The sequence below is a fragment of the Acinetobacter pragensis genome (genome assembly GCF_001605895.1).
GTDB classification, from domain to species: Bacteria; Pseudomonadota; Gammaproteobacteria; order Pseudomonadales; family Moraxellaceae; genus Acinetobacter; species Acinetobacter pragensis.
Window position 1 is genome coordinate 1 of sequence record NZ_LUAW01000056.1, and the last position, 14,092, is coordinate 14,092.

The window sequence follows — 14,092 nt, forward strand, 5'->3', positions numbered from 1 at the left end:
GGGCGGGTCTCCCTGTTTTTTTTCCCAAYCCCCCCCCCCCCGGCAGAACCCCGCTGCTGCGCCGATATAACCCGCCGTTTGTGCCGCCCATGCTTTTACCTACGCTATAGCCGCCAGCGCCGCCTAAAGCTGCGCCAATGATTGCGCCATTACGGTCACGGCGGTCAGCTGAAACGGCTGCACCGGCACCGCCGCCAATAGCAGACCCGATCATAGCGCCAGTAGAGCCGCCCATTTGCTTGCCGACAGCTGCGCCTACAACTCCGCCTAATGCAGAAGTTATCGCTGTATTTGTGGTATTGCCAGCATTTGCGGCTGTCATGGTCAATGCAGAAGCTGTAAGAACAGCGCCTAAAATATATTTATTGATTTTCATTTTTTGAACTCCTTAGAGCCTATCCATTTCGTCTTGATATTAATGTAAGCAAAAATGTAGAAAAGATCGTGAAGAGCATTATTACGAAAAGGAAGTCTTTGGTAATGGCTGTGTAAACCATCTGCAAGATTTCTACATAATTATAATTTTCACTAAATTTTTATAGTTAGAATTGCTCAGCTGCGAAGTGCTGTGTTGCTATAGGGATAGAGAATCCTGATATTAAAAAAGCACCCGAAGGTGCTTTTTTACGCCATAAACTTAGTGACGGCGTTTCTTTTTGTAGTGTTTTTTGTTGTAGCTGGTGCTGGCTTTGTCTTTAGAGATTTTGTTGCCTAAAGCTGCGCCGCCAGCGGCACCAAGGGCAGAACCGACATAACCGCCGTTTGTGCCGCCCATGCTTTTACCTACTGTGTAGCCAGCGCCGCCGCCAATTGCGCCGCCAATAGCAGATTCTGTACGGTTGCGTTTGTCGCTTGCAACTGCTGCGCCGCCGGCACCGCCTAAAGCTGCGCCAATTGTTGCGCCAGTTGTGCCGCCCATATTTTTACCAATTGCTGTGCCTGCTACACTGCCTAAAGCACTTGCTGCAGCTACGCGAGTTGTGCTGTCTGCATGAGCGCTTACGGTAAACATTGAAGTCGCTGCTAAAGCAGTACTTAATAAAATAGCATTCAGTTTCATGGTTAACTCCATGTCCAAATATCTTGGACTGCTGTAATTTCTGCGATGGGGTAAATGTAACAAAACGATTCTCTGAAAATATGGAGAGTCTTCTGTAAATTGCTGTGCTTTAGTTTCTGCATTGTTTAGCTTTGTAACAAATACAGGGAACTTGATTTAAAAGTAATCAATTGCACGTAAATGCGAATGGATCTAGCAGAAATTGACATCTTATTGTCGATGCAAACGAAGATGTGAATTGAACAAGAATCTGCGAAAAATTTAAATTTCGCATCAATTTTACGCTGAAAATTGGCTTTAACTCTAGTTTGAGGAATTATTTTGTGCAGGATTTCTGTGGGATGACTACAGAATGCTCAAATCTGTGCAGCGGAATTAATGTATTTTCGTTCAAACGCATCACTGTAAACTTATTTTAAATACAGGCTGCTGTCATAAAGTCATCAGCAATAAAGATGTCATTTAAAACATAGAATCGTTAAACTAAGCACAATTTTTAGAATGATCTGTTCGGGCAACGCCTTTGAACAGGCTGTATTGAGATATTTTAGATAATGAAAGAATCGCTGCGCTTACGGTTAGATCAACTGTTAGACCGTCACGAAGAACTGAATGCTTTGCTCGCAGATGCTGAAGTGATTTCAGACAATAAACGTTTCCGTCAGCTGTCGCGGGAACACAGTGACTTAAGTGAAATCACTGAAGTGTGGAGTAAATACAAGCAGGCTGAAGAAGATATTGAAACGGCTGAGGCAATGCTGTCAGATCCTGATTTCAAGGAAATGGCTCAAGATGAGATTAAAGAAAATAAAGCTTTAATTGAATCTTTAGAAGCTGATTTAAATATTTTAATGATTCCTAAGGATCCAAATGATGCCAATTCTGCATATTTGGAGATCCGTGCTGGAACCGGCGGTGATGAAGCGGCAATTTTCTCCGGTGATTTATTCCGCATGTACAGCAAATATGCAGAAACACAAGGCTGGCGTTTAGAGATTCTGTCTGAAAATGACGGCGAGCATGGCGGCTATAAAGAGGTTATTTGCCTGATTAATGGCGAAGGCGTGTATGGGCGCTTAAAGTTTGAAAGCGGCGCGCACCGTGTACAGCGTGTGCCTGCCACAGAATCACAAGGCCGTGTGCACACTTCTGCCTGTACTGTTGCTATTCTTCCGGAAGTGGATGTGGATACCACGGTAGACATTAACCCATCAGATTTGCGGATTGATACTTACCGTGCGTCAGGCGCGGGCGGGCAGCATATTAACAAAACTGATTCTGCGGTGCGTATTACGCATATTCCTACAGGTACAGTGGTGGAATGCCAGGATGAGCGCTCACAGCATAAGAACAAGGCTAAAGCGATGGCGCTGCTGGTATCACGTCTTGAAAATGCCAAGCGTGCAGCCGCGGATGCCGCAACTTCTGAGATGCGCCGTGATTTAGTGGGTTCAGGAGATCGCTCAGAACGTATCCGGACTTATAATTATCCGCAAGGCCGTATGACCGACCACCGCATCAACCTGACTTTGTATAAGCTGGATGCAGTTATGGAAGGTGATTTGACTGAATTGCTGGACAGCCTGCATCGTGAATATCAAGCGGATCAGCTTGCGCTTCTTGCTCAGCAGAATGGTGGCTAAATGAATATTGCACAGGCTTTGGCCTTACGCGGTGAACCTGAAAGCTATGAGCGTCAGGAAAATGCATGGCTGCTGGAACATATCACTAAAATTGATTCTTTTGATTTATGCATGAAAAAGGCTCAAGAACTGACAGCGGAGCAGGAACAGCAGTACCGTGACGGATTGGCGCGTATTGCGGCAGGTGAACCTTTGGCGTATGTCACAGGTTCACAGCCTTTTTGGACTTTAGACTTAAAGGTGACAAAAGACACTTTGGTTCCGCGTCCGGATACAGAAGTATTGGTAGAAACAGTTTTGCATCTGGATGTACCTGATGATGCACGGGTGGTTGACTTAGGCACGGGCACAGGGGCGATTGCGCTTTCTATCGCCAGTGAACGTCCTGAATGGTCTGTGACGGCCACAGATATTTATGAACCGACTTTAGATGTAGCGCAGTTTAATGCGGAAAAGCATGATTTGAATCATGTGAAGTTTGTTTGCGGCTCTTGGTTTAAGCCCCTAGGCCGCGCTTTTTTTGATGTGATCGTTTCTAATCCGCCTTATATTGATGCAGAAGATGCTCATATGCAGAATTTAGCGACAGAACCTGAGCGCGCCTTAGTCGCGGACCGGCATGGCTTGGCGGATCTTGAACAGATTATTCTGCAAGGTAAGAAGCATTTAGCGGTTAATGGCTGGGTGGTGCTGGAGCATGGCTATGATCAAGGTGATGCAGTACAGCATATTTTTATTCAGGCCGGCTATAAACACGTGCGCACCGTGAAAGATTACGGCGGCAATGATCGGGTGACTTTGGGGCAATGGCTTCATTAAAAGCGATTAAAGTTGAGAAAAAAAAGCGCATTCAATGCGCTTTTTTTATGAGGTTATAAATATCAGCATCATTCGTGCATTGTGAATGCTGGTTGGACGTTCAGTTAAGGCTTAATCCTGAATTCGCTATTTAATGACATCACGCCAGCGAAGCAGCCAATTTTCTAGATACTTCATTAAATTGTCCGTCAGCTTGCCTAATACAGCCAAAAGGATAATCGCTAAAATCACAATATCTGGGCGTGAGGTCTCACGTCCATCACTGAGCAAATAGCCAATACCTTGCGTGGCTGCAATTAATTCGGCTGCAATCATGAACATCCACGACAGGCTTAAACCGTTGCGTAAACCTGTCAATATGCCAGGAGAAGCCGCTGGCAGTATAATGTGGCGGACTTGCTGCCAATATTTTAAGCGGTAGACTTTGGCTACTTCAATCAGCTTGCGGTCGACATCTTTAATTGCAGCAACTGTATTGGTATATACAGGGAAAAATGCGCCTATGGCAATCAGGGTGATTTTTGAAGCTTCATCAATACCCAGCCAAAGCAGCAGTAAAGGAATCCAAGCCAAGCTGGGAATGGACTTAATGGCTGAAAAACTGGGTTCTAAAAACTCTTCTGCTTGTTTATTTAAGCCAACGAAAACTGCAAAGAACAAGCCGAGCAAACTGCCAATGAAAAAGCCGGCAAATACGCGCCAAGTACTGGTCCAAATATGCCGCCATAAATCTCCAGCGGCCAGTTCATTCAACGTTTGCCAAAGGCTGCTGGGCGCAGGAAGCAGATAAGGTTCTATATAGCCTGTGCGGACCAAATATTCACTCAGTAAAATCAATACAATTGGAATGCTTAAACCTTTGGCGAGGCTTTTGAATTTAGACAAAACAGAGGCTTGCGCCTTGCTTTGCCGCGCTGGATCAGCCTGAATTTTTTGAGTTGCTGCGGGATGAGTCATAATACAGCTGCAGCCTTATTGTTTAACCGTTTTTTGCGCAAATTTTGCGTCAAACAGCTGGTTAATGACTTGATTGACGTTGGTGCCGGGACGGACTAAATCCTCTTCTGTCAGAATAGCGCCAGCTTTTTGCAATGCGGCAATATGCTTGCTTGTCGGAATGTTTTGTTCAAAGTTGGTGCGGCTGAGCTGGAGTTTTGCAACGTTCAGTGGCAGTTTAGCTTCTTTGGCCAATAAAGCCGCCAGTTTATCTGGATTGGCTTTGGCCCATTTTCGAGCCTGTTCATATGCTTGAATCACAGCAATGATGGCTTCTGGATTTTGAGCCGCGAATTGGTCTTTGACACTGAGCACGCTGTAGCTGTTGAAATTCACATTCCGGTAAAGCTGCTTAGCACCTGACTGCAATTGTGAAGAAGCCATTAATGGGTCTAAGCCTGCCCAAGCGTCCACTTGGCCGCGTTCTAGAGCTGTTTTGCCATCCGGATGCTGTAAATGCACCAGTTGAACATCGCGTTTGCTGAGTCCAGCCGTTTCTAAGGCCTGCAGGGTAAATAAAAATGGATCAGTGCCTTTTGTCGCCGCAATTTTTTTGCCTTTCAGGTCTTTGAGGCTTTTAATGGTTGAGTTCTTGCTGACCAGCAAGGCTGTCCACTCCGGCTGGCTTTGAATATAAACAGTTTTAATCGGGCTGCCATTGGCTTTGCTGAGTACGGCAGCTAAGCCTGCAGTCGAAGCGAAATCGACACTGCCGCTGTTCAAGTATTCTAAAGAACGGTTGGAGCCTTGGCTGAAGACCCATTTAATTTGACTTTTCGGCAGCGCTTTTTCCAGTAATTTTTGATCCTTCACGACCAAGCTGGTTGGCGCATAGTAGGCATAATCCAGTTTAACTTCCGCTGGAATAGCGGCTAGGGCCATGCCCGCTGCAAGCGTAGAAAATAGCAATGCGGAAATTTTGGTCAATGATTTCATTTTGAGCCCCTAATGCATATAAAGAAATAATGCGCAATTAATACGTGGACTGGCGGAAAGCAGCAAAAGAGAAAAAATGATAATGAAATACAAAAAGGGAAAATGCTCAATACTAAAATTTAACTAATTGTTATTTATTGCTTTAATATTTTTCGCAGTAAATAAATCAACTTATATGAAATAAATAAAAAAGCATGCATTTAAGAGATATAGCGTAATTTTGACAAAAATAGATAAAAGATGTGACGTGTTCTGATGCTGGAAATAATAAAGCGGCCAATTGGCCGCTTTATTATTTTGAGATGCAAATATAGAAAAGAATTACATTGGGTAATCTTGCAGGCAGTCTGCAATTTCTACACGGTTGAGGGCATCTGTTTCAATGGCAAGGCAGTACGCTACAATTTTTGCAGTAGCGGCAAGCAGATTTTCAGCCTTCAGCTCTGCGCCAGCTTGAATATCTTGTAAAGATTGAGCTGATATATCCAGTGCTTGCGCAATATCTGCAGCCTGATCATTTAAGAAAAAAACAGAAACAATATTTGCTAAGTCAATTTCAGACATTTCGCGCAGCTTTTGATGGAATTGCGCTTCACTGTGATCAGCATCGGAAAATAAAGAGTCGGAAAAGTTTTGTACTAAGCTTTGCTCGAGTACATCAATCATCTTAAGCATGTTAAAGCCCTTCAAGGTGATTAAACGGGAGTGGAGAAGATACAGCCAAAATTAGAAAAGCAAATCGCTTTAAATTGAGTGAAAAATAACCTATTTTAGGCAGTCAAAGCAATGCATTAACGATGAACGTCCAGTCGGTTTTATTGTTTTCTATAAGGCAATGAAATCTAAGGGAGATTTGAAGAATGTGAGAGTGGGTTATCATTTTAGACTTGAAAAATATTGGACTTATCCTCATTTATCCGCGCTGTTCTGCCGATACGCGCCGGGGCTGACACCTGTCCATTTTTTAAAAGCGCGGTGAAAAGCGCTGGCATCATGAAAATTCAGCTGCTCGCTGATATCTTGCAGGGTGAGAGCTGTTTGTTCTAATAGGCTGATGGCGAGATCACGCCGTATCTCATTCTTAAGCTGCTGGAAATTCACTCTTTCCTGTTTTAGCCTGCGCTGCATGGTCGCTTCAGACATATTGAAATGCTGGGCCAGCTCTGTCAGTTCAGCCCACTCGGCAGTCGGTGTCTGTAAAAAATGCTTGCGGATTTGATGGCTCAGCGCATTCGGGTTTTTGAAACGTACCAATAAATTATAAGGCGTGTGCTGAATAAAATGATGCCATGATTTTTGATCCTGCTTAAGAGGGACAGCTAAATAGCTGGCATCAAACTGGATGTAATTTTCATCGGCCTGATATTGAATGTCATCACAGAAACGCACCTTGTAGTCATTATCGTCCTCAGGCGCTGCGCATTTCAGCTGTATGCGGTTTAAAACCACGCGCTGTCCGCAAAGCCAGCACATCATACCGTGAATCAGCATTAAGTAAGTGGCATAGCTGAACATCCGCTTTGGCGCGCCTGTATCCTGAATCAGGATATAAGCGTAATTTTCCTGAACAAAGTATTTGCTGCTGAAATCATCCAGCACCAGATTGAAAAACTGCAGCACTTGGGTCAGCGCTTTGCCTAAGCTTGAGGCCTGCAGCACCGATCTGGACAAAAAAGTATAGCTGCCTCTGCGCATGGCATGGCTGTCCATGCCAAAGAATTCATCATTCATTGCATCGGCCAGCACAATCCATAATTGCGCATACTGCAGTACCGAAACACGGGCTTTAGATGACGGCAGCAGTTCAGGCGCAATGCCTGCCTGTATCAGCAAAGCGTGAATATCGTAGCCTTGCAGCTTTGCATGATGCAGCGCTTCTTTGACTAAGCTGATTGAAATCGTGCCTTTAAACGAATCTTTAAAAGAATCCCTGTCCAATCTAATATTCCATGCATGGTTGCTGTTATTTTCATATTGTTCAAATACATCACGCAGGATGCAGTATTTGGAAATTGTACTCAATTTATTCTGTGTTTACTCTGTATCTTAAGTCGAATTCTAAGTCTCAGCTTTAAGGAAAAAATAAAATGAAAATTCAAGGAAAAGTATTTGCAGTGACTGGCGGCGCTTCCGGGTTGGGCGCAGCTACGGCGACCTATTTGATTGGACAGGGCGCCAAAGTGATTATGGCGGATATGAACAGCGGGCTGGGAGAAGAACTGCAGCGCCGTTTGGGTGAACATGCAGAATTTCAGCTTTTGGATGTGACCAATGAAGCGGCTGCAGAAGCTTTTTTTCAGCATATCGAAAATAAATACGGTCAACTGAATGGCTTGGTCAATTGTGCCGGTATTGCGCCTTCAGCAAAAGTGCTGGGCCGCGACGGTTTGCATGATTTGGCCATGTTTCAGAAAGTATTGGCAATTAATGTAACAGGTACTTTTAATATGACCCGCTATGCAGCGCGCTTGATGGCGAAGTATGAACTGAAAGCCGGTGAAGAAGAACGCGGTGTCATTGTGAATACGGCATCGGTCGCAGCCTATGACGGCCAAATCGGTCAATCTGCCTATGCGGCTTCCAAAGGCGCAATTGTCAGCATGACCCTGCCATTGGCGCGTGAGTTGGCGCGTGAAGCGATTCGTGTCATGGCTATTGCGCCGGGCATTATGGAAACGCCTATGCTGAAAGGCCTGCCGCAGAATGTGCAGGATGCTTTGGGGCAAATGGTGCCGTTTCCGCCGCGTTTGGCAAAACCTGAAGAGTTTGCGCATTTGGTGGGTCATATTTTTGAAAATGGCTACTTGAACGGTGAAGTGATCCGTTTGGATGGTGCGATTCGGATGCAGCCGAAATAATCTAATCGTTTAGAAAAAATGATTCTTGATTAGCTGATAGCTTTGCTTATTCAGGCTGAAACTCTTTCCTTCCTTTTGAAGGATCAAAATGAACAAAAATCCTTTGCGGGCCTGAAGATACATCCTTGTATCTCAGTCCAGCGGGTGGCATTCATGCCACCTGCGCGTATCAAATATTGAAAATAATTAAAGTTTAAAGGATATCGGTATGATTTTAAATGAAGCGCAGAAAATGGTTCAGGATATGCTGCGGGATTATTCGCAGTCTAAGCTGAAGCCGACCGCAGCGGAGCGGGATAAAACGGCGCGTTTTCCGTCACAAGAGCTGAAAGAGCTGGGTGCTTTGGGTGCTTTAGGCATGACCATTTCAGAAGAATGGGGCGGCGCAGGCATGGACTATGTTTCATTGGTGGTGGCTTTGGAAGAAATTGCAGCCGGTGATGGCGCAATCTCGACCATTGTCAGCGTGCAAAACTCCTTGCCTTGCGGCATTACCCAGCGTTACGGCACTGAACAGCAAAAGCAGCAGTACTTAACCCAATTGGCAACGGGTGAAATGCTGGGATGTTTCTGCTTGACAGAACCGCAGGCGGGCTCGGATGCCAGCGCTTTGGAATGTCAGGCTGTACGTGACGGCGATGAATGGGTCATTAACGGCACCAAGCAATTCATTACATCTGGAAAATATGCGGATATTGCACTGGTCTTTGCAGTGACCGATAAATCCGCAGGTAAAAAAGGCATTTCCTGCTTTTTAGTTCCAACCAGCGCGTCAGGCTATATCGTTTCACGTGTTGAAGATAAAATGGGGCAGCATTGTTCTGATACGGCGACCATTATTTTTGAAGATTGCCGAATTCCAGCTGACCATTTACTCGGCAAAGAGGGGGATGGCTACAAAATTGCCCTGTCTAATTTAGAATCTGGACGGATTGGCATTGCAGCGCAATGTATCGGTATGGCGCGTGCAGCCTTAGATGCCGCGGTGGAATATGCCAATGAACGTAAAGCTTTTGGGGTGGAAATTGTACAGCATCAGGCGGTGGCATTCCGTTTAGCCGATATGGCCACGCAAATTGAGGCGGCGCGGCAGCTGATTTTTCATGCGGCGACACTCAAGGATGCTGGGCTGCCTTGTTTAAAAGAGGCCTCAATGGCAAAGCTTTTTGCATCAGAAATTGCTGAAAAGGTCTGTTCTGACGCGATTCAAATTCATGGCGGTTATGGCTATGTGTCTGATTTTCCAGTCGAGCGTATTTACCGTGATGTGCGCGTCAGCCAAATTTATGAAGGCGCATCCGACATTCAGCGTCTGGTGATTGCCCGTGAAGTGGCTAAAGGCTGATTGATCAGACTTTAGTCGATGCTCAAAGCCTGCAATGCAATTGACGGTTATGGAAATTGCACGCGGCATCAGAACATGTTTTTCTAATCTTATGTTGAAAAGTGCACTGTATAAGCAGTGTAAACCTTAGTACTGGATGTACAGCGGCTGTTTTTACAGGCAGCCGCAGCAAAAATAAAACCACGATGAATGTGCCGAGCGCAGATGCCGCGCCATTCCGCCTTTAGGATAAGAGGTTGTCAAATGAAAACATTAGCTCAGGCGTATCAAGATTTTAATTTTGAGTCATTAATTAATCAGCAGCTGGCAGGTTCTGCACAGCGAATCAATGCCTATGTGGAGTGCTGCCAACGCTATGTTGGCCAGCAAAAGACAGCTTTAATTTGGGAAGGCAAGCAGGGGGAATCATCAGCTTGGACATTTGAACAGCTGGATGAGGCTTCGGGAAAACTGGCGAACTATTTTAAAAGTTTAAACATCAAGCAGGGTGACTGCATTGCCGGGCTTTTGCCGCGTACACCTGAACTTTTAATTACCGTGCTGGCTGCATGGCGCATAGGTGCTGTGTATCAGCCGCTCTTTACAGCCTTTGAATCCAAGGCCATTGAGCATCGGGTTGAAACGGCCCATACCCGACTGATTGTAACCAATGCTGAACAGCGTCCAAAATTAAACAGCGTCAAAGTGCCGCATATTTTAACTGTACAGCCCGAGCTGAATACACAAAATCAGGCTTCTCAGAAGCAGCAGTCAGCAGAAGCAGATTTCTGGGCAGTGCTGGCGCAGCAGAGCACAGTATGTGAGCCTGCTGTGCTGAGTTTTGATGATTACTTTTTAATGATGTTCACATCGGGAACGACAGGTCTAGCGAAATCAGTGCCTGTGCCGTTAAAGGCGGTCTTGGCATTTAAAGGCTATATGACCCATGCGGTGGATTTGCGTGATGAAGATTCATTTTGGAATTTAGCCGATCCGGGCTGGGCTTATGGCCTGTATTACGGCATTACTGGGCCGCTGAGTTTGGGCCACAGCATAATTATGGATGAGCGCGCGTTCAGCGTAGATCATGCCTTGCAGATTATTAAAAAGTATCGGGTCAGTAATTTGACAGGTTCGCCTACAGCATTTCGGATGTTCTTTGGCTTTAAAGAAAAATTCGATCCCTCCATTAAAGAGCATTTAAGGGTGGTCAGCAGCGCAGGCGAGCCATTAACGCCAGAGGTGATCAATTGGTTTAATCACGACTTAAATGTGAATATTTATGATCAATACGGTCAGACTGAATTGGGTATGGTCATCGCCAATCATCATGCTTTGGATCATCACAAAAAAGTCGGTTCTGCAGGCTATGCGATACCGGGACACCGTTTTGCAGTTTTAAATAAAGAATTGCAAGAAGTAGAACCGGGAGGCATGGGTACATTGGCCATTGATTGCTCACAATCACCGCTATTCTGGTTCAATGGCTATGGCGGCAATAACCGGAAAGCCTTTGCAGGAAATTATTATTTAACTGGCGATACGGTACGTTTGAATGAACAAGGCGGCATAGATTTTATTGGGCGTGCTGACGATGTCATTACAACGTCAGGCTATCGTGTAGGCCCATTTGATGTAGAAAGCACCTTGCTGGAATGTGAAGAGGTCTTGGAGTCTGCCGTTGTGGGCAAACCAGACCCTGAGCGCACAGAAATTGTGAAAGCTTTTGTTGTACTGAAAGCGCAATATCCTGCAACAGCAGAACTGATGCAGAAACTGCAGGATTATGTCCGCTCACGATTATCTAAGCATGCTTATCCTAAGGAAATAGAATTTGTAGACAGTTTGCCAAAAACATCCAGCGGTAAAATTCAGCGCAATTTGCTGAAACAGCAGGAAATCGCCAAGCTGGAAAATTTGCACGCAGCGGGTTGATTTTTTGAAGATGAATTGAAAAAGGCTGTCCTATGACAGCCTTTTTTAGTAATAGGTTTAGTGCGTAGACATCGTGCAGTAAGATGATGCTGTTGTAATAATTTGAATTGGGTAATATGGTGCAAACCGCTTCTCGATGCCTTATTGAACAACAAAGCGGCTGATTTTACAGAAATTCATCAAAGAATTGACAATACGGTTGATGCAATGCTGATAATAGGGTGAATGTCGATACAACGCTTACTGCATAGGGATAATTACATAGTGAATCAGTCACCGGATTTGGATTTGGAACTCAGCGAATCTGAAATGCATCTTTACAGCCGTCAGATTTTGTTGGATGGCTGGGACATAGATGCTCAGGAGAAACTTAAATTCTCAAACGTGCTGATTGTCGGCTGTGGCGGTATTGGCTGTGCATCCGCAGAGCTTTTGGCGCGCGCAGGCGTTGGACAAATTACTGTCGTCGATGCGGATACGGTTGAAATCAGCAATCTGCAGCGGCAAATGGCATTCACTGAAAATGATTTGGGATTTTATAAAGCAGAAATTTTAGCCAAACGCTTGCGGCAGATTAATCCGCATGTCCAAATTAACAGCATTGTAGCCAAACTGGACATTTCCAATGCAGAAGCGCTTATTGCACCTCAAGATGCGGTATTGGACGGCTGTGATAATTTCAGTACACGCTATTTGGTCAATGCGGTCTGCAAGCAGTTCAATGTGCCTTTAATCAGCGCTTCTGCCATTGGCTTCCAAGGCCAGCTGTTTATGGTCGAAGGTGATTCAGCCTGCTATGAATGTTTATTTCCAGAGGAGCAGCAGGCCAATGAAAGCCTGCGCTGCGCAGACTCTGGGGTGCTGGCGACCACGCCTAACGTCATGGCGAGCCTTCAAGCGCATCATGCATTATTATTTTTAGGGCTGAATGCCTTTCCATTAAGGCAGAAACTGCTGCTGTGGGATGGGCTGAGCATGAAACAGCGGGTTTTAAGCTTTAATCATGATGAAAACTGTCCGGTTTGTCAGGCAAGATAGTCCTGCAAAATCTTGAAATTTTGCTACACTCACTACAATTTATTTTTCCACAGACATTATGAAAAACAATATTTGGCTTGATGGATTCCGCTCGGTTGCCCGCATGGGTGAAACGGCGGTCGTTGCGGCGAAAGCCGGCATTAAATATGCAACAGAAAAACCCAGCAATGCAAAACTCATGCGCGAAACTTTTGAGTCGCTGGGCTCGACTTACATTAAGCTGGGGCAATTTATCGCCAGCACACCATCACTGTTTCCGCGCGAATATGTCGATGAATTTCAGGGCTGTTTAGATCAAACGCCTTCATTGCCGTTCAGTTACGTGCAGCAAGTGCTGGCATCTGAGTTTGCTGGCCGTGATTTGTCGCAAATTTTTGCATCAATTGACGAAACCCCGCTGGCTTCCGCATCAATTGCGCAAGTACATGCCGCCAAATTAGTAACTGGCGAAAGCGTGGTGCTTAAAGTCCAGAAACCCGGTGTTGAAACCATTCTGTATACCGATTTGAATGTGCTGCATTGGGCGGCTAAAATTTTAGAAAAAGCGGTGCCGAAAGTGAAATTCGCTTCGCTGGCCGATATTGTGGATGAAATTAAGACCCGCATGGTGCGTGAAGTCGATTTTATTGAAGAAGCGCAGAATATTGACGATTTTGTCAATTATTTGAATGTCACTCAAAACAAGGCTGCCACAGCGCCAAAGGTCTATCATCAGTATTCTACCCGCCGTGTGCTTACTATGGAGCGCTTATATGGCGTGCCGTTAACAGACTTTGAGGTGGTGAAGAAAGTTTCAAAAGATCCATCGCAAGTTCTAGTGACGGCAATGAATACATGGTTTGGCAGTTTGATGATGTGTGAAAGCTTTCATGCAGATTTGCATGCAGGCAATCTGATGCTGCTGGAAGACGGCCGTGTGGGTTTTATCGACTTTGGTATTGTCGGCCAGTTAAAGCCGGAAGTCTGGACAGCATGCATTGCCTTTATGGATGCGCTGCAAAAAACTGATTATGTGTTGATGGCCGAAAATATGCTCAAAATGGGCATGACGGATAAGCAGATAGACACCAAAGTATTGGCAGATGATTTAGAACGCTTATTTAGCGGTGTACTGTTGGCCGATCCGCAAGAACTTTTAACATCAAACCCTGCAGACTTAAACGACATCATGATGGATATGGTTGGGGTCGGAGAACGTCACGGTATCCGTTTCCCGCGTGATTTTGCTTTGCTGTTTAAGCAAATGCTGTATTTTGACCGGTTCATGCGTATTCTTGCGCCGTATACAGATATTTATGCAGATCAGCGTTTGCAAATGGTTCAAAGCGTGGACCCGAATCTGCTGTTAAAGCACTAATTCCGTATAACAATTGCTCCCAGCTTCCCTTCGCTAAGGGAAGCTTTTTGTCATTTTTAAATATATAGGATGACAACGCCCTCTTTTAAAGCGGGATTCAGGGAGACTATCAATAAACATTTATTT

General features: G+C 45.1%; 11 protein-coding genes and 2 pseudogenes. 7 read left to right on the top strand and 6 right to left on the bottom strand.

Features of this window, described 5'->3' with window-relative positions:
• Positions 1–376, bottom strand: a pseudogene (locus AZH43_RS16340) (hypothetical protein); the annotation flags it as partial.
• Positions 377–637: 261 nt separating this feature from the next.
• Positions 638–1,060, bottom strand: a complete 423-nt coding sequence (locus AZH43_RS16345) for a glycine zipper domain-containing protein (RefSeq protein WP_067671976.1) — start codon at positions 1,058–1,060, stop codon at positions 638–640.
• A 554-nt stretch (positions 1,061–1,614) separates the two neighbouring features.
• Between AZH43_RS16345 and prfA the strand changes: the two genes are divergently transcribed.
• Both prfA and prmC read left to right on the top strand, forming a co-directional pair.
• Entirely contained in the window at positions 1,615–2,703 is a 1,089-nt protein-coding gene (gene prfA, locus AZH43_RS16350; RefSeq protein WP_067671985.1) for a peptide chain release factor 1, read from the top strand.
• A complete protein-coding gene (gene prmC / locus AZH43_RS16355) occupies positions 2,704–3,522 on the top strand; it encodes a peptide chain release factor N(5)-glutamine methyltransferase (protein ID WP_067671989.1) in 819 nt (272 codons plus the stop codon).
• Positions 3,523–3,648: 126 nt separating this feature from the next.
• Here prmC and AZH43_RS16360 read toward each other — a convergent pair.
• The 4 genes and pseudogenes from AZH43_RS16360 to AZH43_RS16375 all read right to left on the bottom strand — a co-directional run.
• Positions 3,649–4,344, bottom strand: a pseudogene (locus AZH43_RS16360) (ABC transporter permease); the annotation flags it as partial.
• A gap of 150 nt (positions 4,345–4,494) precedes the next feature.
• The gene (locus AZH43_RS16365) at positions 4,495–5,454 is read right to left on the bottom strand and encodes an aliphatic sulfonate ABC transporter substrate-binding protein (RefSeq protein WP_067671995.1); all 960 of its coding nucleotides are present in this window, start codon (positions 5,452–5,454) and stop codon (positions 4,495–4,497) included.
• Positions 5,455–5,775: 321 nt separating this feature from the next.
• Positions 5,776–6,129, bottom strand: a complete 354-nt coding sequence (locus tag AZH43_RS16370) for a hypothetical protein (protein WP_067671999.1) — start codon at positions 6,127–6,129, stop codon at positions 5,776–5,778.
• A 234-nt stretch (positions 6,130–6,363) separates the two neighbouring features.
• Entirely contained in the window at positions 6,364–7,392 is a 1,029-nt protein-coding gene (locus AZH43_RS16375) for an AraC family transcriptional regulator (RefSeq protein WP_067672002.1), read from the bottom strand.
• A gap of 149 nt (positions 7,393–7,541) precedes the next feature.
• Between AZH43_RS16375 and AZH43_RS16380 the strand changes: the two genes are divergently transcribed.
• From AZH43_RS16380 to AZH43_RS16400, 5 genes are all read left to right on the top strand, one after another.
• Complete coding sequence (locus tag AZH43_RS16380) at positions 7,542–8,312, top strand: SDR family NAD(P)-dependent oxidoreductase (protein ID WP_067672005.1); 771 nt, start codon at positions 7,542–7,544, stop codon at positions 8,310–8,312.
• Positions 8,313–8,520: 208 nt separating this feature from the next.
• Complete coding sequence (locus tag AZH43_RS16385) at positions 8,521–9,657, top strand: acyl-CoA dehydrogenase family protein (RefSeq protein WP_067672008.1); 1,137 nt, start codon at positions 8,521–8,523, stop codon at positions 9,655–9,657.
• A gap of 243 nt (positions 9,658–9,900) precedes the next feature.
• The gene (locus tag AZH43_RS16390; RefSeq protein WP_067672011.1) at positions 9,901–11,571 is read left to right on the top strand and encodes an AMP-binding protein; all 1,671 of its coding nucleotides are present in this window, start codon (positions 9,901–9,903) and stop codon (positions 11,569–11,571) included.
• A 225-nt stretch (positions 11,572–11,796) separates the two neighbouring features.
• Complete coding sequence (locus tag AZH43_RS16395) at positions 11,797–12,609, top strand: HesA/MoeB/ThiF family protein (RefSeq protein ID WP_193786456.1); 813 nt, start codon at positions 11,797–11,799, stop codon at positions 12,607–12,609.
• Positions 12,610–12,667: 58 nt separating this feature from the next.
• Positions 12,668–13,966, top strand: a complete 1,299-nt coding sequence (locus tag AZH43_RS16400) for an ABC1 kinase family protein (RefSeq protein WP_067672017.1) — start codon at positions 12,668–12,670, stop codon at positions 13,964–13,966.
• Positions 13,967–14,092: the final 126 nt, after the last annotated feature.

Bases quoted from the DNA above. Each gene is read 5' to 3' on its own strand.
- AZH43_RS16345 (WP_067671976.1), bottom strand. From the start codon at position 1,060: ATGAAACTGAATGCTATTTTATTAAGTACTGCTTTAGCAGCGACTTCA.
- prfA (WP_067671985.1), top strand. From the start codon at position 1,615: ATGAAAGAATCGCTGCGCTTACGGTTAGATCAACTGTTAGACCGTCAC.
- prmC (WP_067671989.1), top strand. From the start codon at position 2,704: ATGAATATTGCACAGGCTTTGGCCTTACGCGGTGAACCTGAAAGCTAT.
- AZH43_RS16365 (WP_067671995.1), bottom strand. From the start codon at position 5,454: ATGAAATCATTGACCAAAATTTCCGCATTGCTATTTTCTACGCTTGCA.
- AZH43_RS16370 (WP_067671999.1), bottom strand. From the start codon at position 6,129: ATGCTTAAGATGATTGATGTACTCGAGCAAAGCTTAGTACAAAACTTT.
- AZH43_RS16380 (WP_067672005.1), top strand. From the start codon at position 7,542: ATGAAAATTCAAGGAAAAGTATTTGCAGTGACTGGCGGCGCTTCCGGG.
- AZH43_RS16385 (WP_067672008.1), top strand. From the start codon at position 8,521: ATGATTTTAAATGAAGCGCAGAAAATGGTTCAGGATATGCTGCGGGAT.
- AZH43_RS16390 (WP_067672011.1), top strand. From the start codon at position 9,901: ATGAAAACATTAGCTCAGGCGTATCAAGATTTTAATTTTGAGTCATTA.
- AZH43_RS16395 (WP_193786456.1), top strand. From the start codon at position 11,797: ATGTCGATACAACGCTTACTGCATAGGGATAATTACATAGTGAATCAG.
- AZH43_RS16400 (WP_067672017.1), top strand. From the start codon at position 12,668: ATGAAAAACAATATTTGGCTTGATGGATTCCGCTCGGTTGCCCGCATG.